At 34.7% G+C, this 20,541-nt stretch carries 22 protein-coding genes; 15 read left to right on the top strand and 7 right to left on the bottom strand.

Annotation, left to right across the window (positions count from 1 at the left end):
- Positions 1-84: 84 nt before the first annotated feature.
- Both BUB91_RS04640 and BUB91_RS04635 read right to left on the bottom strand, forming a co-directional pair.
- Positions 85-303 (bottom strand): hypothetical protein, encoded by a 219-nt coding sequence (locus tag BUB91_RS04640; RefSeq protein ID WP_073097762.1) that lies wholly within the window; start codon positions 301-303, stop codon positions 85-87.
- A 12-nt stretch (positions 304-315) separates the two neighbouring features.
- Positions 316-810 (bottom strand): DinB family protein, encoded by a 495-nt coding sequence (locus BUB91_RS04635; protein WP_073097574.1) that lies wholly within the window; start codon positions 808-810, stop codon positions 316-318.
- A 738-nt stretch (positions 811-1,548) separates the two neighbouring features.
- On the opposite strand from BUB91_RS04635, the gene BUB91_RS04630 reads away from it, so the two are divergent.
- From BUB91_RS04630 to BUB91_RS04580, 11 genes are all read left to right on the top strand, one after another.
- Positions 1,549-2,451, top strand: coding sequence for a FecR family protein (locus BUB91_RS04630; protein ID WP_175550999.1), 903 nt, complete (start codon positions 1,549-1,551; stop codon positions 2,449-2,451).
- A 1-nt stretch (position 2,452) separates the two neighbouring features.
- Entirely contained in the window at positions 2,453-3,037 is a 585-nt protein-coding gene (locus BUB91_RS04625; protein ID WP_241652559.1) for an RNA polymerase sigma factor, read from the top strand.
- A gap of 76 nt (positions 3,038-3,113) precedes the next feature.
- Positions 3,114-6,275: a TonB-dependent receptor domain-containing protein gene (locus BUB91_RS04620; RefSeq protein WP_083557829.1), complete on the top strand. Its 3,162-nt coding sequence runs from the start codon at positions 3,114-3,116 to the stop codon at positions 6,273-6,275.
- A 10-nt stretch (positions 6,276-6,285) separates the two neighbouring features.
- Complete coding sequence (locus BUB91_RS04615) at positions 6,286-6,762, top strand: hypothetical protein (RefSeq protein ID WP_073097567.1); 477 nt, start codon at positions 6,286-6,288, stop codon at positions 6,760-6,762.
- 74 nt (positions 6,763-6,836) lie between these two features.
- Positions 6,837-7,214, top strand: a complete 378-nt coding sequence (locus tag BUB91_RS04610; RefSeq protein ID WP_073097565.1) for a nuclear transport factor 2 family protein — start codon at positions 6,837-6,839, stop codon at positions 7,212-7,214.
- Between the two features lie 46 nt (positions 7,215-7,260).
- Positions 7,261-7,617 carry an iron chaperone gene (locus BUB91_RS04605; RefSeq protein ID WP_073097563.1) on the top strand — a complete coding sequence of 119 codons (357 nt, stop codon included), beginning with the start codon at positions 7,261-7,263 and terminating at the stop codon, positions 7,615-7,617.
- 312 nt (positions 7,618-7,929) lie between these two features.
- On the top strand, positions 7,930-8,256 hold the full coding sequence (locus tag BUB91_RS04600; RefSeq protein WP_241652560.1) for a DUF202 domain-containing protein: 327 nt from the start codon (positions 7,930-7,932) through the stop codon (positions 8,254-8,256).
- A gap of 527 nt (positions 8,257-8,783) precedes the next feature.
- A complete protein-coding gene (locus BUB91_RS04595) occupies positions 8,784-9,713 on the top strand; it encodes a hypothetical protein (protein WP_073097561.1) in 930 nt (309 codons plus the stop codon).
- Positions 9,714-10,389: 676 nt separating this feature from the next.
- Complete coding sequence (locus tag BUB91_RS04590) at positions 10,390-10,941, top strand: DUF2199 domain-containing protein (RefSeq protein ID WP_073097558.1); 552 nt, start codon at positions 10,390-10,392, stop codon at positions 10,939-10,941.
- A 120-nt stretch (positions 10,942-11,061) separates the two neighbouring features.
- Positions 11,062-11,310: a DUF6364 family protein gene (locus BUB91_RS04585; protein ID WP_073097555.1), complete on the top strand. Its 249-nt coding sequence runs from the start codon at positions 11,062-11,064 to the stop codon at positions 11,308-11,310.
- Positions 11,307-11,729 (top strand): type II toxin-antitoxin system VapC family toxin, encoded by a 423-nt coding sequence (locus tag BUB91_RS04580; protein ID WP_073097551.1) that lies wholly within the window; start codon positions 11,307-11,309, stop codon positions 11,727-11,729. Before BUB91_RS04585 ends, BUB91_RS04580 begins: the two co-directional genes overlap by 4 nt.
- 86 nt (positions 11,730-11,815) lie before the next feature.
- Here BUB91_RS04580 and BUB91_RS04575 read toward each other — a convergent pair whose 3' ends face one another.
- The 3 genes from BUB91_RS04575 to BUB91_RS21225 all read right to left on the bottom strand — a co-directional run bounded on the left by BUB91_RS04575 (position 11,816) and on the right by BUB91_RS21225 (position 13,941).
- Positions 11,816-12,988, bottom strand: coding sequence for an MFS transporter (locus tag BUB91_RS04575; RefSeq protein ID WP_073097547.1), 1,173 nt, complete (start codon positions 12,986-12,988; stop codon positions 11,816-11,818).
- A 93-nt stretch (positions 12,989-13,081) separates the two neighbouring features.
- Positions 13,082-13,663, bottom strand: coding sequence for a TetR/AcrR family transcriptional regulator (locus BUB91_RS04570; RefSeq protein ID WP_073097542.1), 582 nt, complete (start codon positions 13,661-13,663; stop codon positions 13,082-13,084).
- 56 nt (positions 13,664-13,719) lie between these two features.
- On the bottom strand, positions 13,720-13,941 hold the full coding sequence (locus BUB91_RS21225) for a tyrosine-type recombinase/integrase (RefSeq protein ID WP_073097540.1): 222 nt from the start codon (positions 13,939-13,941) through the stop codon (positions 13,720-13,722).
- Positions 13,942-14,971: 1,030 nt separating this feature from the next.
- On the opposite strand from BUB91_RS21225, the gene BUB91_RS04555 reads away from it, so the two are divergent.
- On the top strand, positions 14,972-16,240 hold the full coding sequence (locus BUB91_RS04555; RefSeq protein WP_073097536.1) for a chloride channel protein: 1,269 nt from the start codon (positions 14,972-14,974) through the stop codon (positions 16,238-16,240).
- A 313-nt stretch (positions 16,241-16,553) separates the two neighbouring features.
- Positions 16,554-16,889, top strand: coding sequence for an avidin-fold protein (locus BUB91_RS04550; RefSeq protein ID WP_073097534.1), 336 nt, complete (start codon positions 16,554-16,556; stop codon positions 16,887-16,889).
- A 556-nt stretch (positions 16,890-17,445) separates the two neighbouring features.
- Here BUB91_RS04550 and BUB91_RS20940 read toward each other — a convergent pair.
- Entirely contained in the window at positions 17,446-17,619 is a 174-nt protein-coding gene (locus BUB91_RS20940; RefSeq protein WP_164917820.1) for a hypothetical protein, read from the bottom strand.
- Positions 17,620-18,351: 732 nt separating this feature from the next.
- On the opposite strand from BUB91_RS20940, the gene BUB91_RS20740 reads away from it, so the two are divergent.
- Complete coding sequence (locus BUB91_RS20740; RefSeq protein ID WP_139250528.1) at positions 18,352-18,561, top strand: hypothetical protein; 210 nt, start codon at positions 18,352-18,354, stop codon at positions 18,559-18,561.
- 170 nt (positions 18,562-18,731) lie between these two features.
- On the opposite strand, the gene BUB91_RS04545 is transcribed toward BUB91_RS20740, so the two are convergent.
- Complete coding sequence (locus tag BUB91_RS04545; RefSeq protein ID WP_073097751.1) at positions 18,732-19,322, bottom strand: NAD(P)H-dependent oxidoreductase; 591 nt, start codon at positions 19,320-19,322, stop codon at positions 18,732-18,734.
- Between the two features lie 93 nt (positions 19,323-19,415).
- Between BUB91_RS04545 and BUB91_RS04540 the strand changes: the two genes are divergently transcribed.
- Complete coding sequence (locus BUB91_RS04540; protein WP_073097532.1) at positions 19,416-20,351, top strand: LysR family transcriptional regulator; 936 nt, start codon at positions 19,416-19,418, stop codon at positions 20,349-20,351.
- Positions 20,352-20,541 lie beyond the last annotated feature (190 nt).

Genomic DNA, 20,541 nt, shown 5'->3' with positions numbered 1-20,541 from the left:
TGATGGCGTGAAAAGAAAACCATAAAGGATGAAGTGTTTTTATATATAAAAACACTTCATCCTTTATGGTTAAGTTATGTGAATTTAGTGTAGCTCCTCACATAAATAGCCTAAGGTATGCAAGCTGTCGAGCACTGCGGTGGCTCTCAAATTCTGAGTCTCAATCCTTAAAATATTATCACAATCTTCCAAGTCAAAATTCCATAGATCTGTAGGGGGTGTCAATGCATTTAAAACAGGACGTAGTTTATTAATATCCTTTTCCTCGCTTACAGATGTTTTAAAGACTAGTACGTTTTTCATAGTTATAAGCATCTAGCGCTCCCAAAAAAATGGAGGTTCAATTCCGAGATTTCTTAAGTATACATAACCTTGTCCGCGATGGTGTATTTCATTATCGATAAAATAAAAAATAGAAGAAATCACCGTCCCTTCATATTGTCCAAAAGTTTTAATGGTCTCATGAAATCTATCCTGAGTGATTTGGTTATAGTAGGTATTGATTTCTTCTGTAGCTTGATCCCAAAGGTTTAGGACCAGTTCTTTTTGATTTTTAGGATCAATATGTTCGTTTAATGCTTGAGTTTCTCCGGTGACAATTTCTTTTAAACCCGGTCCTGCAATAGCCAAAAGTTCTAGAGTCATCTCCGCAAAGCTTCGCATACCACCCATGCTATAATTGAAAAATTCCTTTTCTGGAAATGCCTGAATGACCCTACGGGTTAAACTACGATGGCCTTGCCAATGTGCTAATAATTCACTGGATGTAATCACATGATTTAGCGGTCTGTCAAATTGTTTAGTACTCATAATTTAAAATTTTAAGGTTGTTTGTAATTATTTAAACCAAAAGTAAAACTGGAGGGTGACAACAGTTTGTCAGCAGTAAAATCTATTTAAAATTTCGGTTGTGAGATTGAATATAGGCAGTGTGTCTACGCGTGAAGCTATCATACTCCCAATCGGTTATAATTCTATTAAACACCTGAAAAGATTAGATTTTTTTATCCCCAGCTGTTTTATCAAAATCAATCAAATTAAGCAAGTCGTATAGACATGATGTAGCCCTCTTTTGACTCTTTGAGATAAAATTAGTTTTAATAAAGAGATTGTATAGGAAGAAAGAATTCTACTGTAACATTTAAATCTTTCCCAAACTCCTACTTATTCGATGCTGCTAATTAGTTGTCATTGAAGCTTAAAGAGTTCTCTACTTTAAAAGTTAAAGCGTAGAGACGTCAAATTTGCAAACGTTCAGGTTTTGAGAGGTTTAAAGGAGGTCTGTCCTGTTGTACTGGTAGGGTTTGGGTTTTTGAGATCTTATACAAGTAGCATTGCTCACTATACTGTAGGGATTTAAAATCCTAAGACCAATTTTAGAAGCTCTATTAAATATTTGTTAAGCAGATTGTTTTTTATTTTACAATTTGGTGACATCCCCGGGTAGGGGATTTTTTCTTTTTGTAGCTCTTTATAGTAAAGGCAATCTTTAATATGAATGGGAATACACAAAAGGAGTTAAAATGTACCCGATACCTTACTGGTGAAATGGAACCTGAAGATCGTTTGGTATTTGAAATTGAGCTATCAGTAGATGAGGAGTTGTTAAAGCTCTTTAGGGATTATAAAACCATTTGGCAATTATATCCTCAAACTGAATTTGATCAGTCGGACTCAGAAATCGATAATTCATCTCCTGCTAGGGGATGGTATAAAAAATTAAGCAAGCCGATACTTGGTCTTGCAGCAGTCCTACTAGTAGTAGTTGTTAGTCTTCATTTCTTTAAAGGTTCTAATTCATTAATCCACCAAATCACTACGGCAAAGAATGAGCGTATACGCATACTGTTACCAGATAGTAGCGAAGTAGTTCTCAATTCAAAGAGCAGTATTGAATATCCAGATTCATATGACGAAATACGAGAAGTTACACTAAAGGGAGAGGCATATTTTAAAATTACTAAGGATAAACAGAGACCCTTTATAGTACATAATAATGGTTTTGATGTAAAAGTGTTGGGAACCTCATTCAGTGTAAATACACATACCGATCAAAAAAAAATATCATTGAAGGAGGGTAAAGTAGAAGTTTTGATAAAGGATAATAACGACAAAATCACACTCAACCCCAATGAACAATTGCTTTTAGATACGAATAAAAACAGAGTTATAAAACGCAATTTTAATGTTCATACAGAACTCTCCTGGGTAGATAATTTACTTATTCTGGAGAACTTACCCTTTAAGGAAGCACTGACAAAAATCGACAGTTTTTATGGTGTTCGATTTATAATTAATGATCCTCATATCCAGCAGCAACGCATCACAGGAGCATTCAAAGATCAAAACTTAGAAGATTTTATATCGTCATTAGAATTCATCACTAATGTGAAAGTAATTTATGATGAAGCATGTAGTTGCTATTTAATTAAGGCTATAAAAAATGATTGATTTGAATAACAAAGCAGAACATAAATCCCTGTCAGAAGATCGGCATTTGTTTAAGCGAATAAGTCAAAATGAGTATAAGGCATTAGATCTTTTATTCAATAAATATTACGATCCTTTATGTGGTTTTGGAAATCTTTTTGAAAAAGATCAAATGATTATCGAAGAACAGGTTTCAGACGTGTTTATGCTGCTATGGAATAAAAGAGAAGCGCTTACTGAAATAGAGAATCCCAAGTCATATATATATGTAATAGCAAAAAATTTACTAATCAAGAAAAATAAGTATGTAAAAAACAAACACTATTTAGATGACAAAAAAGAAAATCAATTGGTGTTAAAGGCGCACCCAAGCTTTGAAGAGGAAGTCATTGATCAAGAGCATCAACTGGCCTATCAAAAAGCAATAGCACAAATTTTAAAAGAGATACCTAAAAAATCAAGAGAGATTTTTGAAATGAGTCGCGTAGAAGGTTTGAAGTATAAAGAGATATCAGAAATAATGGGAATTTCTCCCCGAACTGTTGAAAACCATATAGCTACGGCACTTCGACTTATTAGTAAGAAAGTAGCAACAATAAGCTTTTAATTTTTTTAAAAATTAACCAAAATACGACCTCTCGTCAAGAGTTGGTCACACCAAACACACTCTAAAACTCCTATTTATGAAAAGAATATTAATTCTGACATTAGGCATATGCTGTATGTTTAATCTGAACGCATCACCTGATTTAACACCTGGAGATAGTCATTACAGGATATCGTTGAATCAAAATATAAATCTTCAATTACACAATATTAAGGTACAGCAAGTATTTCAATTGATAGAACAACAAATTGATAGAAAATTTATATACCGGTCAGATCGGGAAATATTTAAAAAAATTATCACAATTAATATTGCTAATGCGAGTCTTGAAGAGGTTCTTAGTCTACTTAAAAATCAAGTAGACTTAGACTTTAAAATTACTGAAAATGGCATTTTAGTTAAAGAATTAGCTTCTTCGAAAAGGAATTCCATACAAAAAAAGGGTATTCTAAAGGGACATGTAATAGACGATACAGGAAACCCGGTTCCCGGAGCAACTATTTTTGATCAAAAAAGCGGGATAGGTACTGTTACAGACTTTGAGGGTGACTTTAGTCTTGAGATTGTTTCAAGTGATAGGCCTGTAAACTTAAAGGTTTCCTATATGGGCTATCAAACCCAATTTATTGAAATTACGGATCCAGATGAAACTATAGCCATCCAACTGCTTCCCAATACAGAGAGCTTAAATGAAGTGGTTATTACAGGTCAGGGGGCCGATGTACGAAAAAAGCGTTTGCCTACTCAGGTTACAACGATTAATAGTGAAGAATTGGATAAAATCCCTTCACAGCGTATTGATCAACAACTGGCGGCGAAATTGCCCAATGCACAAATCAATCTTACTGGAGGTCAGGCAGGTGCCACCTCCATCATCAGAGCCAGAGGAGTAAATTCGGCCTTCTTAAGCTCAACTCCTATTATTTATTTAGACGGTGTACGAATGGACAATCTCAATACGCAGATGCAATTGGGAGGTACCTCTCAGGGTGCAGCTATAAGTGCTATTGCAGATATCCCAATGGATAATATTGATAAAATTGAATACATCAACGGAGGAGCGGCGGCAACACTATACGGTTCTGATGCGGCAAATGGAGTCATTCAGATTTTTACTAAAAAAGGAGGAAGCAAAGGGACTAATATTACTGTAGAGGCACAATCCGGAATTGAGACTCCAACGACTGATTTTTTACATTTTGACAGAACAAAAGACCTGCTCTTTAGAAATGGGGTATACCAGAAATACAGACTAAACCTGAACGGGAAAAGTGAATCTGGCTTTGGGTATACATTCTCCGGGAGTTTTAGAAAGAGCTCCGGAGTTCAGATTGAAGATCAGAATAAAAACATGAAGGCTGACTTTAGCACTGGTTTTCGGGCATCCCTCAGCGATAAAATAGATTATGAGAGTTCCTTTATCTATGTGCATAATGAGTATAAGCGTAATAGAAATGGAAATCAAGGGGGCTATACCGGGTTATGGTTTGCAGAAGATGGTGCTTCAAAAATTACCGGCCCCGGTTTTAATAATAGACTTGATGAACTGTCGCAGGAGGAGTATGATGAGATTAAAGACTTTGTAAGACGTGCTGAAGCCTTGCAGGACAACCAAATCATCGTAAACAGGTTTACAAGCTCTCAAATATTTAAATATAGACCCATAGAGAATTTATCCATACGTTTTACAGGAGGACTAGACTACAGAGCGCAGGACCAAAGTGTGGTGGTTACTAATGAATACTTATCAGCAACCAGAGGAGCAGAGGTTGTAGATGAGGGGAGTATTCAAAATGTACAGCGCAATTATCTCGGAATAACTTTAGAGTTAACCGCACAGCATAAATACAACACAGGAGATTTCTCCTTTATTACAACCGGAGGGGGGCAATTTTTCAGAACAGAGGATCATCAGATATTGTATAGCGGTTCCAATATAAGAGATGGAGCTCAAACTATTAGTGATGCCGCTGTAAAGGATAGTGATGAATTTTTAGCTCAAGTGCTTAATTACGGAGTATATCTTCAGGAAAATCTAGGGTATAAGGATAAGCTGTTTTTAGATTTAGGGATTCGTGGAGATAGAAACCCTTCATTTGGGGACAATATAGGCACTCAGTTTTATCCTAAAGCAGGGGTCTCCTATATGCTTTCTTCTGAGCCCTGGTATAAGAATACGGTTGTTAACTCCCTGCGGATAAGAGGAAGCTACGGGAGAGCCGGAAATTTACCGCCGGCATTTGCAAATGAAAAAACGATACGGTTTGATGGTTTTGCAGGGGATCAGGCTGCCTATTTTGGGCAGCCAGGAAACGACGACTTAAAACCAGAGAAAACAACCACAGTAGAAGGGGGGATTGATGTGGCATTGTTAAATAACAGGATTAAATTTTCAGCAGGATATTATAGGTCATTAACCGCTGACGCACTGTTTTATATCCCACCATCTCCTTCCAGTGGATATGCGGTGAGTCAGTTATTTAATATTGGAGAAATTGAAAACCATGGTCTGGAGTTGAGCGCAACCTTTGTTCCTATTCAAACCGATGCCGTTTCTCTGAGCATTAATGCGTCTTTTAATACGCTGAATAATGAAGTGCTCAACTCCGGAGGTGCTCCCCCCTTTAATATAAACGGGTTTAGTGCTCGTACTCTTCAAACGGTTGTGCAAGAAGGCTACCCTATTGGTTTTCTGAGAGGTAACTTTGGAACCTTTGATTCAAACGGTGTTTTAGAAGCTACAGAGCCTCAGTCGTTTTTAGGATCAACCATTCCAGACATTTTTGGGAATTTTGGATTAAACTTTTCATACAAGAACTTTAATCTTTTTGCCAACGGATCTTATCAGGCAGGAGGATTTGCACATAACTGGGATGCACAATTTAGATACTACTATGGGGCATCAGAGGACTTTATTCCACAAGGTGAAATTGATGCTAACGGACGAGCAAACTGGCTCAGTTTTACAAACCGATTCGTAGAGAAAACAGATTTTCTAAAAGTAAGGACTATAGGAGCTAGTTATTCCTTGGTATCTCAAAAAGCTACTTTTTATAAATCAATAGTTTTTGGAGTATCAGCTGTTAATCCAATCAATATTGCGGCATCCACATTCGATCCGGAGGCTACTATAAGTGGTGCGGCTCAGGGACAGGGAGGTGCCAGCACCGGCGGGATCTCTTATGCAACCTATTCCGCTCCGAGACAATTCTTAGGATCAGTAAAGATTAATTTTTAACATACATAAAATGAAAAATAATATAGCAATAGCAATTCTATGCGCTTTGTTGATAAGCTCTTGTGTGGAAAATCCAAATGTTACAGAAGAAGTCTATCTCTCTAACCCCAATGCAACCAGTAGCTGGATAACCGGCTTAAAACGTCAACTGGCCATTACTACCAATACCGTTAATATTAATGTGGCTATTACATCAGATAACTACTTTAACAACTATTCTCAGTATAGCAAAGTATTTGATGCTTTACAAATATCTTTTATTGATGTTGATGTGAATGCGTTACAAGCAGATGTACAGGCACTGCGGGAAATGGCTTCCTACGGTATTGAAACGATACTTCCTTCAGATGATTCTGCAACTGAAGAAGATGAGGCCTATATGTATATGCTTCCTATAACTATGCCTAATAAGCTGTTGTCAAACAGTTATCTTCCCATATTTAAGTTTTATTGGATATCGTATATACTTCCGTTACTTTTGATATAAGCAGTTGGTTTTGAGACAGACTGTCGTTGGCAACAAGCTAAAAAACATCGTGCTGAAATTGAAAATACTGTAAAATGACGAAAATTATTTCAAGTCCAAATTGTGGGAACTCACCGAAAATGGAGTTTTTAAAAGAATTCAATATTGCCTTTGCAAGAGGGAACGTGGAATTTATTACCGAAAGTGTAACAGACAACATTGTTTGGAATATAATTGGAGACAAAACAATCGAAGGAAAGGAAAAATTTACCGAAGAATTGGAAAAAATGAAATCCAGGAAAGTAAGTAAATTAGTTCTTGAACAAATATTATCGCACGGAAAAGAAGGAGCTTCAAATGGAATTATGAAAATGCAAGACGGAAAAAAATATGCGTTTTCTGACTTTTATAAGTTCAAAGGGGCAAAAGGAATAAAAATCACACTAATAACATCATACATAGTTGAAGTTTGATTGAATCGTAGACTTTTAGACCAAAAAGTAGAAAATTAGTAACGAAATGAAAAATTTAAAGCCAAATACAATTGAAGAATACATTCAATCTGCTCCAGAAGCATCTCAAAAAATAATGAAAGAACTAAAAGAACTGATAGAAAATTCAGTTCCAAAAGCAGAAGGCGGAATAAGTTGGAATGTTCCTATTTATAAATACAATGGAATACTTGCAGGATTTGACGTAGCAAAACAGCACGTTAGTTTTGGAATAGATTCTTTAAAAGAAGAAGATAGAAAAGCACTTAAGGAAAAAGGATATAAAACAGGAAAAAGTACTATTCAAATTAAATTTGACCAAAAAGTACCTATGGCAGAAATAAAACAACTGATAAAAGAGCAACTGATTACTAACGAAAAATAAAAAGCCAGTTGCCAATAACTTAGGAGATTCGTGCGGTCGGTACAGCCTGTCCCGTTGCAGAACGGGAACCCGGCATAAACGCCGTGTTGATTGAACCGCTTATTAGATAGATGTATTTTTTAGGTAAAACATTAGACCGTAATCTGGTTTGTGGGGGATGCGGTCTTTTAGTGTTATCAATGGATAAACAGGAATTAAAGTTCCGGTTATCCCGAAAAAATTAGAGGTAATGGGTATATTTATCGCGATATAACGAGTTGGCAGCAAGCTAAACCAAACAATTACAGAAAAAGGAATAAAACCAATAACAAATTGAAATCTAAATTAAAAAGTATCATCAAGGTCACCAACGACTATCAACCAAAGGAAGAGATTATCCTGAGAGATCATTTAGCTATGGAACGCACTAAATTAGCTAATGAGCGCACCCTACTTTCTTATATTAGAGCCTCACTTTATCTACTACTTGGTGGTATTGGCCTATTAGGACTGAAAGATTTTCAAGATCTCCGAATTCTAGGTTATGTTTCTTTATCCTTTAGTATTATACTATTGATAGTTGGGATATATCGTTTTACACAATTAAAGAGACACCTTAAACAACAGGTTTATAAACCTGTAGAAAACAAAAAGAATTGATGGCCTATGAGAATTTAATGTTCTAGAATTTCCCCCGATCCCTGCCGTATCTACATTAATACACTTTTAATATTCTTGGAGCTTTACAATGATGTGGTTGCTTACCCGTGCAAAATGCCTCTGTATACGATTCCTGCTTGGTTTATCCTGAGCAACGCCGAAGGGTCAGTACCGGTCCCGATAGGGATTGTAGTCCCGCTTTACTCATCCTTTTTTATTCTTCTTTAGTATCCGTCCGTTTCAAATTTCATCTGTAATTCTGGCTTACTTAATAAGTAAAAATATTAAACAAAATACAAAACGGAACATTGAACCGAATGAAAAACAAAAAGTATAACGGAATAAAAAAGCCAGTTGCCCCAACACCGGTAAACGTTGCACCCTCTAGATTAATAGTTTACCTTTCGGTAAAACAAAAAATGCCCATACTGGGCACACACAATCGCTAAAAAATAATAGCTGCCCTGCGGGACAGCAACGCTTTTTAGCGTAGCGTTGGCAATAATTACAAACAAAACGCTATAAAAATGAAAAAAATTAGACTCACAATTTTATTAACTTTCATTTCAAACTTATTATCAGCGCAGGATAAATCTGATATTATACAATTTGATAAATCACTAAATCAGTTTCATAATGTGCGAGATTTTAGTATTTCAAAAGACGGAAATGAAGCATATTTCACTATACAAAGCCCAAATCAAGAAATCTCGCAACTAGCCTACATTAAAAAGGAAAATAATAAATGGTCAAAACCAGAATTATTACCCTTTTGTGATTCATATATGTACTTAGAACCATTTTTATCATTTAATAATAACCGATTGTTTTTTGTTTCTGATAGACCATTAAATGATTCTATTAGTACTAAAAAAGATTTTGATATTTGGTATGTAGACAGAAATAACAAAAATGATGAATGGTCTAAACCCATTAATATGGGAGACCCAGTTAATTCAGAATTAGATGAATTTTATCCTTCCGTTAGTAAAAACAACAATTTATACTTCACAATGGTTTCCTCTAAGGGTTTAGGAAAAGATGATATTTATTTTTGTAAATGGGAAGGAGATAGCTATTCAAACCCTATTTTATTAAACGAAAATATAAATAGTGCTAGTTATGAGTTTAATGCCTTTATATCAGAAAAAGAAGATTTTATAATATTCTCAAAATACAAAGAAGAAGATGGTCAAGGGAGTGGTGATTTGTACATTTCTAAAAAGGATGAAAATGGAAAATGGAAAAAAGCAACAAATTTAGGGACTCCTATAAATACAGAGTATATGGAATATTGTCCATTTTATGATGAAAAAAAACAAATATTGTATTTTACAAGCAAGAGAAATAATTTAAAACCAAGAAAATTTAATAATATTTCAGATTTAAGTAAACATATTAACGAAAGTAGTAATGGACTAAGTAAAATATATATGATCTCTTTTAAGATTGAATAAAATTATTGCCAATAACTACTAGCATTCGTGTGGTCGATACAGCCTGTTCCGTTACAGAACGGGAACCCAGCATGAACGCCGTGTGTGTCCAAGTATGGGCATCTTTACTATATTGAGAGATATAGTATTAATCTAGAGGGTACAAGCTTGCCTTTGCTGGTAGGGAGGTCCCTTATGGGCATGGTAGTGCCTTGAACCATTAGTAAGTCGCAAGGTTGCTATTCGCAAGAATAGGACTGAAGGAAGCGGAACTACAATCCCGATCCTATCGAGACCGGTACTGACGAACAGAAATCAGATAAGAAGCTATTAGTTTGGACGAGCAAGCACATCAATGTGAGGTTCAAAATACTTATAGTGAAAACTAATATAGTAGATCTGGCAGGGATCGAGTGAAAGAAGATGTTCTTACCTGGAGGACGGAGCGTAAAGAAAATGTCTTGTAGACATTTTTAGCGAACGGGCCAGGCTGCCGCGTAGGATAGTCACGGGTTGGTATAGCGAAGAAGTCAGCAAAGGTTGCAATTCCGTAAACTACTTCTAGGACAAATATCTATTTTTATATACACAAAGCTAAAGTCTTTATATCCCATAAATTTTGAGGGGATTGGTGTATATTTAGTGTTGATATAACAAGTTGCGCAACATTTGATGAACTATCGAACAGAATTGAAATATGGGAATTTTTGACCTTTTTAAGAATAAACAAAAGTTCACCGAATTTAGATGTTCGACTTGCGGAGAAATACACGATGAATTGCCTGCTCTTGGATTCACAACACCATGCTACTATGAGACTCTAAATAAAAAAGATAAAGAAGAAATTGCGGAAATTTCAAGTGATTTTTGTGTAATAACTCACGAAGACCAAACTGACAGATTTATAAGAACTGTATTGACAATTCAAATTAATGATGCTTGTGAAAATTTGGATTATGGAGTTTGGGTTTCTTTAAGCGAAAAGAGTTTTAAAGAATATGAGGCTGACTTTAAAAATGACTCAGAAGAAAGAACCTATTTTGGAATGATTAGTAATGACATTCCAGATTATGAAGAAAGTACTTTGGGACTACACGTAAATGTAAACACAAGAAAAGACGGAATTAGACCAGAAATAATTCCGCACCAAAGCGAACATAAATTGATTTCAGATTGGGAAAAGGGAATCACAATTGCGGAAGCAGAAAAACGAGTGAAACGAATGAAAAAAACGTTGCACAATAACTAGCGTTCGTGTGATCGGTACGATATAACAAGTTGGGTGTAATTAGTCCTCACCAAGAAAATTAATTGCAAAATTAAACCATACGGATTGTTTTTATATATTTATACGTATAAAATAAATGTTATGGATACAAAGTTGACTTTAAAGCTTAATCAAAGGATTATTGAGAAAGCAAAGGAATATGCTTCCAACAAAAATATGAGCTTATCTCGAATTGTTGAAGCCTATTTACAGTCCTTGACTACAGAAAATGACAGCTCTGAATTTGAAATTTCACCTTTCGTGAAAAGCATCGCAACAGGAACTGAAATACCAGCTGATTTGGACTATAAAAATGAATATGCTGATTATTTAATGAAGAAATATAAATGAGTAAAAGGATTTTTATAGACACCAATATAATGTTGGACTTTTTAGGTGAGCGAAAACCTTTTTATGAACCGATTGCAAAAATTGCAACCCTAGCGGAAAAAGAAAAATTAACAATGGTTGTTTCTCCTATTTCATTCGCAACAGTAAATTATTTTCTTTCAAAATTCGAGAACCCTAAAATTGCGAGAGAAAAGCTACGAAAATTCAAAATAATCAGTGAAATATGTTCTCTAGATGAACAAACAATTGAAAAAGGACTCAATTCTTCCATAAAGGATTTTGAAGATGCTTTACAATATTTTAACGCAACCGAATCAGAATGCGAAATTATAATAACAAGAAACGGAAAGGACTTTAAAAAATCGTTACTACCTGTAATGTCAGCAAACGAATTTTTAAAATCTTTGAATATAAAATAACTACATCCCATTCCTGTTAAAAAAGGTAACTAAAATTAAACGAAAGGACAGTGGTACTTTTAAATTTAATCAAAATACATCATGGATTAAAGAGACTTTTTATCATGTAATCTATCCAGATAAGCTCTCCAGATGATCGTTATAATTGCCAAAAATGCAAAAACAACACCAACCCAAGGCGTAATAGATATACTGTATTGCGTAATAAAAAAACCACCTATAGCAGTTCCTAATGAAACGCCTAAATTTCCAAATGAAGTTTGTAAACTGTTTGCAAATTCTTTTGCATTGGGTGCTGCCGAAATCATATATCCCACTCCAATCAGAAAACACGGACCGTACATAATTCCCCAAAAACTGGTAACAAGTGCTACAATAAAAAATGTGTCGCCAGTATATGCAAAGGCTAATGGTACTATAAATACTCCGAGAATAAAGATCAGGGTTGTCCAAAACATATATTTACCCAAAAATTTACCTGCCAAGTAATTTGAGAATACACCCATAGCTCCAAATAGTAATAATAACAGACTTATTTCTTTTTCACTCATGTGTTTTTCTTTAGCAAGATAATCTGCGAAATAACTGTACGAACAAAACCATGCGGTGATCAATAATAAATTTAAAAGAGTTCCGGAAATAAATCTTGGCTGTACTAAAATAGAAAGTTGATTTTTGAATGATACTGGTTGTTCATTCGGCATGGAAGGAATAAATTTAAAAATGATAAATATCGTTACCAATATAATAAATCCTTGGATTGCGTAAGTGATCTGCCATGCATAGATACTAGCAAGAAATGTTGTCAAAGGAATTAGCGTTACTTGCGCAAGTGCAATACCTCCAATAATGATTGAGGTCAATTTCATTTGATCATTTTGAGATGTTCCTTTTACGGCGGCTGCTATGGCCATTGAGAAAAATGCAGGATGAAGCACTGTTGGTAATATTCTGAGGATCATTAAAAGCCAAAATGGCGGACTAAACATCGAGAAAAAATTGGATATGAAGAATAATCCTAATGCACATAGCATTATTGTTTTCTTATCGAACCTTGAAGCAAATAACACAGTAAAAGGTCCGGTAACGGCTATAAATAATGCAAATGCACTGAGGAGATATCCGGCTGTACCAATATTAATATCATAATGAGCGGCAATTTGTGGTAAAACACCAATAATTCCAAATTCTGTACTGATAATTCCAACGACACCAAGGCATCCTACGTAAGCAATTTTTTTATTTAAGTCTGTTTGCATAATAAACTGATCGGTTTAAAATAAGGGTGAAAAATATATCATTAACTGATATTGTAATTTTAACTAACTATAAAATTAATTTTATGATTGTAATTATTTTTTAATCAGCTGAATAAGCAGCTGAATCATTGCGGTCATTTCTGTTTTTTTTCTGTACAAAACATAATTTTTAAGTAGGGTTGTGGATGAGCTTGAAAGAAATAAAGCGGTAGTCTCCGTGTCCAATTCCTCTTTTACCAAATTTTGCTTCATACCTCTTTTAATGATTTCTACATATACATTTTTAATTTTTTTCTCATTTGCTACTAGCATTTGATTGATCTCATTGTCAACAAGCGCAATTTCAAAAATCATTCTTACAGCTAAGCAAACCTTATCATCAATAATACTCTGTGCTACAGCTAGATTTAATATTTTCTCTAAATCTTTAAGTGCGTTGTCACTATTATCATTGAGAAAAGCTTCATATTCCAACAATTTAGATTTTTGATATCGGTCAAGACACTTTAGAAAAAGTTCTTTTTTATCACCATATGTGGGATAAATACTGCTTCTATTTATCTTCATACGATTTTCAAGGTCAGAAAGTGAGGTTACATAATAACCTTGTTCCCAAAATAGATGCATTGCTACATCTAGTTTCTCTTCGTATTCAAATTCTTTTTTTCTTGCCATAGCGACGCAAATATATAATTATAAACCGTTCGGTTTAAAAATTTCATCTACTTTTTTTAAATAAACTTAAGGTGTTTACTAAGTGGTAGATAACGATCTAGTTTGCCCTTCTGCTTTTTCACAAAGACTGTCTGTCGGTTTAAATCTACATCGCAGAACCGTAGGGTAAAGAGTTGGTAGCTCCTTAGTACAGACCCATACAGCCTGTCCAGTATCAATCGGTGTTTGAGATATTTGGGTGCTTTGAGTAATGTGTGGATTTCGGCTTTGCTAAGCACTACAGGGAGTTGGTTCTTCCGCTTTATTTCGGAAAGCTTGACCTACTTGTTTTTTCTATGCCCAAGATCTTGTAAATGGTCTGCAGGTCGAAAATAGTGTGCTTGAAAAAACTGTCGGATGAAGTTTTGTGTAGGTTTTCACAATGAAAGTGGTAATCATTGATCATTTCGGTAGAGAGCGTCTCCGGGCTTTGTTTGTAGTGCAGACCCAGATGTGCCAGACATAGCTTGTAGTTATTCAGTGTACTTGCGACTTTACCATTGATCAAAAAGCTCCTACCAAGTTTTAAGTAAAGGCTTTCAAAGCCAGGAACGGCTGCGATAGCGGTCTCTACTATCGTTTTACTTTTTTATACATAACGGTAAATTTTAAGTTTACCCTAAATATAAGAATTGTTGTATTTTAGCTTAAGTAAGCTTCCGACCGATAGGGAGGATTCGCTCAGTCGAGTATATGGCTCCGCGATCAAATGACGGAGTCCCCCCTCACACCACCGTGCCCTTCGACTTAGCTCAGGATAAACCAGGCGGGTCACGTATATAGCAGTTCGTTAACTTGACCGCGATTGTTGATAGTATTCGAGCATTGCTGTATATCCCCTTGTCTTCAGGCTTTTTACGGTAATTGTAGTTCCGGATTTGGCGTTGCGCAATGAGCAGCTTCCTTTTTTGTTCGGCTCCACGCATTGGCGTGCTCTGGGTCGACACCAAACCGAATCAGGTTTTTCCGTTTTTGTTAGGGGCGTTTCCAATGATGCCATATACTAGGCAATCATGCTTTTGATACCTGGAAAGAACAGGCATTATGCAGTTGCAGCAGACTTGTAACGACTTTATTAAAACCCGAGATTTTGAGGCCTGCGATAAAAGAGCTTTGTAAGCTTCCCATAAATATGCTTAATAAGTTGCTGCGTTATCTTCTCATATTTAAGTTTTATTGGATATCTAATGTACTTCAGTTACTTTTGATAAAAACGGATAGTTTTGAAATAGACTGCCGTTGTATAGCTCCTAAAACAGAAATAAAGCAATGAAATTAAAGCAAAGAAGAAAATTAGTAACCTACTTAGCTGTTTTAGATCAACCGATCCGATTTAACCCTTTCGTTTTCAGTCGGACTTTTTTGTTATGGGCGTTACTTGGATTGATAGGTGGAGTAATTGCAGGAATTTATTGGATTGGACTTGAGTTTCTGACTCATCAATTGTCCTTTTTTAGCGGTTGGCAAGTAATTCCAGTAATGGCAATTTGTGGGCTTTTGGCAGGCTTGATAATTCATTTCATTGGAGATCCGGGAGAAATACACTTGATTGTGAACAACATTCGATTTAATAAAGGTAAACTAGACCCTAAAAGCAATCCTTCAATGGTTCTCTCTTCTTTGCTGTGTGTTGCATCAGGAGGTAGTTTAGGACCAGAAGCTCCATTGGTTCAAGTGACAGGTTCCACGGGAACTTGGGTAGGTAAATTGTTTCGACTAAAAGGAGAAGAATTAAGATCATTAAGTATCGCAGGAATGGCTTCAGGGTTTACAGCTTTATTTGGTGCTCCTCTAGGTGGTAGTCTCTTTTCATTAGAAATTTTGCATCACAAACACGCAGTTGAATATTACAAAGCAATTATTCCTGCGTTTGTAGCAAGTTGCTTCAGCTATTTAGTTTTCGCATTAATCATTCATTTAGGACTTGGCCCTGTTTGGGATCTATCAGCTTATGAATATTCAGGAATTTTTGATTTTGGCTATGCAGTTCTCTTTGCAATTATTGGAGCTTCTTTTGGTTGGGTATTTATATTTAGTACTAAATTTTTAAAATTACTTTTTGAGAAAAGACCTATACCTATTTATATTAAAACACTAATTGGTGGTATTCTACTTGGGTTAATTGCATTTTATTTTCCTATAACCCGATACTTTGGACATCACGAAATTAATGAACTACTCTCGGGCAATTTCCCATTGACCTTATTGTTTGCAATATTGTTCTTTAAAATTATTGCTATCTCAATAACTGTGACATCAGGTTGGAGAGGTGGATTTATTATTCCATTATTTTTTGTAGGAGCAACATTAGGGCTAATTATACATCAACTTTTCCCGACAATCAATTTAACGTTAGCTATAGTTAGTTGTATGGCTGCAATTAATGCTTGCGTAACTCGAACTCCAATGAGTACTACAATTTTACTTGCTACCTTGACAGGATTCGGACATTTTATCCCAATCTTGTTTGCAAGTTTAACAGGTTATTTTTTAGCACCCAGAATACCTTTTATAAGTTCACAAATGGAGAAAGAATAAAAAATAGGGTATACAATAACTAAGATTCTGTGGCTGATACTGTCTGTACCATTACATAATGGGAACCTAGCATGAACGAAGTTTTGACTCAACCGGCTGTTAGATTTTTTTTATTAGATAGGTGTATTTTTTAGGTTATGCAGAGTTCCGTAATCTGGTTTGTAGTGAATGCGGTCTTTTAATGGTATCTATTTATAAACAGGGATTCAAGTTCTGGTTATCCCTAGAAATGCAAAGGGGTAATAGGTATATTCATCGGGATATAACGAGTTAGCGGTAAGCTGAAAAAAAATGAGAAAATAGTTGAAAATATATGAACTACAACAACAAGAAATTTAAACCAGTTCAAAATTCAGAGAATGGCGAAACTACGGAAGAAACTATATTTGAGTATAAACAAATTGACAACATCCTGACATCTGAATATAAGGGTGGGCAAATAATAAAAGGGCATCTGATCGGATTGGTGGACGAAAATGGGAACATTGAAATGCGTTACCATCAAGTAAATGAAAAGGGACAATTAATGACAGGAATCTGTTATTCAAAACCAGAAATTTTAGAGAACGAAAAAATACGACTTCATGAAAGGTGGGAATGGACTTCTGGGGATATGTCCAGCGGAAATTCCATTTTGGAAGAGTTGTAGTTTGAATTAATAAATAGAAAAGCCAGTTGCCAGTCGAGTAGGTAAAGGGTAGTCTCACCCCTAAACCGCTATCAGGTAGGGTCGAACGACTGTATCAGGATATACTCAACACGCAGGGACAGGTCTATTGTGTATGGAGGGAACCCCCCGGTTGGTGCGCGATTGTATCGCGTGCACTACAATCCCTGACTCAGGTTGCTTGGTATATTCTCTGGAAACGAAAGCGTAGCAATAGGAAAGATTGAGTTTCCCCTTAGATACTAGTGGACGCATACTATACCCTAACGTGATCAACTTAAGTTCCTGTAGAATCGGGTCAAAATTCGGGCAATTACCACCAAACTGTCTGTATAGATAGCTATTTAAGAACGTGTGTATCTTTAATGTATACACCTTAGAAATTAATGACGATGCTATTGATTATAAAATTTTAAAATGACAAACTTCAAGCGACTCTTCCAAAAAAATCTTAAGGTCTCAAGCTAGTACTTTCAAGATCTAATGAAATTACCCGGTTTCGTAATTTATAGACGAGTTGGGTATTAGTCTTACACCCTCATACTTTGCGTAACCTATGTAAACTCTTTTCAATACTGCTTATAGAATTCGCTTCCATACCATACAATTCAAGAATTGTCTGTAACTTCCCAACAGGTACGCCGTGCGCCAAACCACTAATTACATAAATTTCATATTTATTGAGTTTAGGTTTTTTTACAGACGATTTCATAGGTTACTGATTTTTACAACTGCTTGATAATAAGATTTTTGAATATAAGCTACTTTATTTGTCTTATTGTATCCTGAGCCTTTCAAAAGCGGACTTTCCACGTTAATAAGAGTCGTAATTTATGAATTACGACTACAAGGGCTTGAATCAATGCTAGTAATCTACTTAATTTGCTCGAACAAAATTATCGATACAATTTTTCAAATACTACAGTTCTGATCAGCTTTTCATCCTCGAATTAAGATCCTTATTATTCTAAAAGAAATAGCATTATAAAAGCTTAATATTTTATTGGGGACTGCTATTCTTAAAACTAAATACTTTTAGTATTTAGTCAGCAAGCAGGCCAACTGTAGGGGGGTGGTCTGTTTTTTTTCTGTTTGTGATATCTTCAAACTTCTTATTCCGAAACTATTCTTTATTAAACGTTTTAAATAGCGCTATTATTGGATATTTTGTTTAGTATCCTCCTGTTCTATACTTTTCATAAACATACATCGATGCTTCATGAGAATTTGAATCCAATTAATACTTTATTAAAGTTAGTTTACTACATAAAAATCAGATTATTTACTATTGAAAAGGTAGTGGATATCTACTGTACTTCAACACTTTTAAAAACATAGCAAGAAGTTTTTGATCCGCCTTCTTTTGATTGAAAAAATCTGAACGTTACAAAGTAATCCAACTAAAAACGAAACTGGAATAGAAATTTGAGACGCTTATGAGGATTTGAAAAGCCTTCATCGCACGATTCATAAAATAGGAGGTGGGTTGGATGAATCTAATCCAAGAGATAAAGGCCAATCGGATATTACAATGAGTTTTGCCTATGAAGTTAGAAAGACTTTTGAATACCAGCGATTGAAAAGGGAATTCAGCTTCGATTCTGAAAATAAAATAGCATATTATTATCTGGTTTTAGATTTCATACACGATTAAGGGCTTTGGGCGGGCCACGCCCGAGTGATGTAATACTGTTGCTGAAGTGATCTTTTTTTTCTTAATAGGATGGTCTTAATCCGGGTATAGCCATATTCTGTGAGTTTATAGGCTGTCTATATATTTAGTGTTGATATAACAAGTTGTGCAGCATTTTTATTTTAGATCTATTAATCAAAGTTATCAGATAGAAATACATCATACTTAGTAAGTTCTTTTTCAACATCTGCATTTTTCTCCATATCATGAAAATGAGTTGTAGCCATCAATTCTAATCCAATGAATTTATTCATTTTATGAAATCCAAATAAGACTCCTTCATCAACACTTTTCTGATCAAAAAATTCATCTTTCAACTTGAAAGCTTCCTCAGGAGCATTCCAACTTGAGGTAACTATATATTTCTTGCCTTGTAAACTTCCTCCTGTTCCATAATTGATTGCAGGATTTTTTCTGCTCCTGCCGTCGCTTACATAAATTCCTTTATTATGGCCAGCTGTAAAAACTCTGTCTATATATTCTTTGAATCCAAAGGGTACTTGAAACCACCAGATAGGTGTATGATAAATAATGATATCAGCCCATCTGTATTTTTCAACCTCTACATTGATATCGTAAGCCTCACCAATTTGAGTTGTTTGGATATTGAACTCATCTTTTGCCTCTAGAAAAGATTTAGTTTTTTCTAATAAAGTTCTATTAAATCTTCCAGGTGAATGAGCAAATTTATGTCCACCGTTAATTATAAATACATTAATCATAACAATTATTTTTATTTCTGGATACAAAATTAAGCTGATCAATTCCATTATAAAAATAATATGATTTATACATTTGTATAAAATAATTAATAGATGGTAAATTTTGAATGGTATAGAACTTTCATTGCGATTTATGAAAAGAATACCCTAACTAAAGCTGCAAAATCCTTGTTTACATCTCAACCAGGAGTGAGTGTACATTTAAATGCTTTGGAATCATATGTAGGTAAAAAGCTCTTTGAAAGAACCTCAAGAAAAATGATTCCAACAGAAGATGGGAAGCAATTGTATGGATTTATAATTGACGCCATAGAGAAACTAGAAAAAGCAGAGCAACATTTTAAAAAAACGTCTAAAGAAATAATTCCATCTATAAATATTGGAATGTGTACAGAAACATTTCAAACGATTCTAGAATCAGAAATTTCATCCTTAAAATTTAATTTAGTAGCAAAGTTTGGAGATCATCAGGATTTAATAAAGGATTTAGATAATGGATTATTAGATCTTGTAATAACACCAAAAATCGATAAAAAATATTCCTTGACAGAATATGAAGCCTTCACAAAGGAAAATATTATAATGGTTGCGGGAAATAATACAGATTTAGGTAATATTAAAAATTATATAGAAGAAGAAAATTTTTCTGCATTAGAAAACGAATTAAAAAATAAAATATGGTATAGTGCTTCAAATGAAATGGAACATTTTAGAAGGTTCTGGTATGAAAATTTTAAAAAAAGAGTAGATTTTAAACCCAATTATATTTTACCAAATATTGGTTCAATAGTTAGGTGTATTGAGAATGAGGAAGGTTTTGCAATCGTACCAGATTTCTTAGTAAATAAATCATTAAAGGAAGAAAAAATAAAACTTATTTGGAGGGGGAAAAAGGATATTTCGAATACACTATATTTTGCAACTAGGTCAGATTTACAATTCAAAAAAGAAATAGATTTCATTAGAGAAATCTTCAAAAGAAAAATGGATGTAAAAACGCAGTACAAAAGCGGTTCATCCTACCGCTAAGCTTTGACTAGTGGCGTAAGAATAAGCAAAAGTATAAAAACTTAAAAAACGACTAATACAAGAGAGACTTGCTCTGTAATAGATGTTAGCGAATGCCAAACCTATGACCCTAATTTTAAACGCTAGGGTATAGTTATACATTTGCATTTCTAAACCCTGAACGAACTAAATAATTTTAATAGATTACGAA

The sequence above is a fragment of the Leeuwenhoekiella marinoflava DSM 3653 genome (assembly GCF_900129005.1).
In the GTDB taxonomy this organism is placed as follows: Bacteria; Bacteroidota; Bacteroidia; order Flavobacteriales; family Flavobacteriaceae; genus Leeuwenhoekiella; species Leeuwenhoekiella marinoflava.
Note: the sequence above shows the minus strand (reverse complement) of the source record. Positions and strands in the feature narration are given on the sequence as shown.

What these genes read in the sequence shown, in the direction of transcription:
- BUB91_RS04590 (WP_073097558.1), top strand. Translation starts at nt 10,390, where the DNA reads ATGGGAATTTTTGACCTTTTTAAGAATAAACAAAAGTTCACCGAATTT.
- BUB91_RS04545 (WP_073097751.1), bottom strand. Translation starts at nt 19,322, where the DNA reads ATGATTAATGTATTTATAATTAACGGTGGACATAAATTTGCTCATTCA.
- BUB91_RS04605 (WP_073097563.1), top strand. Translation starts at nt 7,261, where the DNA reads ATGAAAAATTTAAAGCCAAATACAATTGAAGAATACATTCAATCTGCT.
- BUB91_RS04595 (WP_073097561.1), top strand. Translation starts at nt 8,784, where the DNA reads ATGAAAAAAATTAGACTCACAATTTTATTAACTTTCATTTCAAACTTA.
- BUB91_RS04640 (WP_073097762.1), bottom strand. Translation starts at nt 303, where the DNA reads ATGAAAAACGTACTAGTCTTTAAAACATCTGTAAGCGAGGAAAAGGAT.
- BUB91_RS04580 (WP_073097551.1), top strand. Translation starts at nt 11,307, where the DNA reads ATGAGTAAAAGGATTTTTATAGACACCAATATAATGTTGGACTTTTTA.
- BUB91_RS04570 (WP_073097542.1), bottom strand. Translation starts at nt 13,663, where the DNA reads ATGGCAAGAAAAAAAGAATTTGAATACGAAGAGAAACTAGATGTAGCA.
- BUB91_RS04615 (WP_073097567.1), top strand. Translation starts at nt 6,286, where the DNA reads ATGAAAAATAATATAGCAATAGCAATTCTATGCGCTTTGTTGATAAGC.
- BUB91_RS04635 (WP_073097574.1), bottom strand. Translation starts at nt 810, where the DNA reads ATGAGTACTAAACAATTTGACAGACCGCTAAATCATGTGATTACATCC.
- BUB91_RS04550 (WP_073097534.1), top strand. Translation starts at nt 16,554, where the DNA reads ATGAACTACAACAACAAGAAATTTAAACCAGTTCAAAATTCAGAGAAT.
- BUB91_RS04540 (WP_073097532.1), top strand. Translation starts at nt 19,416, where the DNA reads ATGGTAAATTTTGAATGGTATAGAACTTTCATTGCGATTTATGAAAAG.
- BUB91_RS04555 (WP_073097536.1), top strand. Translation starts at nt 14,972, where the DNA reads ATGAAATTAAAGCAAAGAAGAAAATTAGTAACCTACTTAGCTGTTTTA.
- BUB91_RS20940 (WP_164917820.1), bottom strand. Translation starts at nt 17,619, where the DNA reads ATGAAATCGTCTGTAAAAAAACCTAAACTCAATAAATATGAAATTTAT.
- BUB91_RS04610 (WP_073097565.1), top strand. Translation starts at nt 6,837, where the DNA reads ATGACGAAAATTATTTCAAGTCCAAATTGTGGGAACTCACCGAAAATG.
- BUB91_RS04575 (WP_073097547.1), bottom strand. Translation starts at nt 12,988, where the DNA reads ATGCAAACAGACTTAAATAAAAAAATTGCTTACGTAGGATGCCTTGGT.
- BUB91_RS04620 (WP_083557829.1), top strand. Translation starts at nt 3,114, where the DNA reads ATGAAAAGAATATTAATTCTGACATTAGGCATATGCTGTATGTTTAAT.
- BUB91_RS04585 (WP_073097555.1), top strand. Translation starts at nt 11,062, where the DNA reads ATGGATACAAAGTTGACTTTAAAGCTTAATCAAAGGATTATTGAGAAA.
- BUB91_RS04630 (WP_175550999.1), top strand. Translation starts at nt 1,549, where the DNA reads ATGGAACCTGAAGATCGTTTGGTATTTGAAATTGAGCTATCAGTAGAT.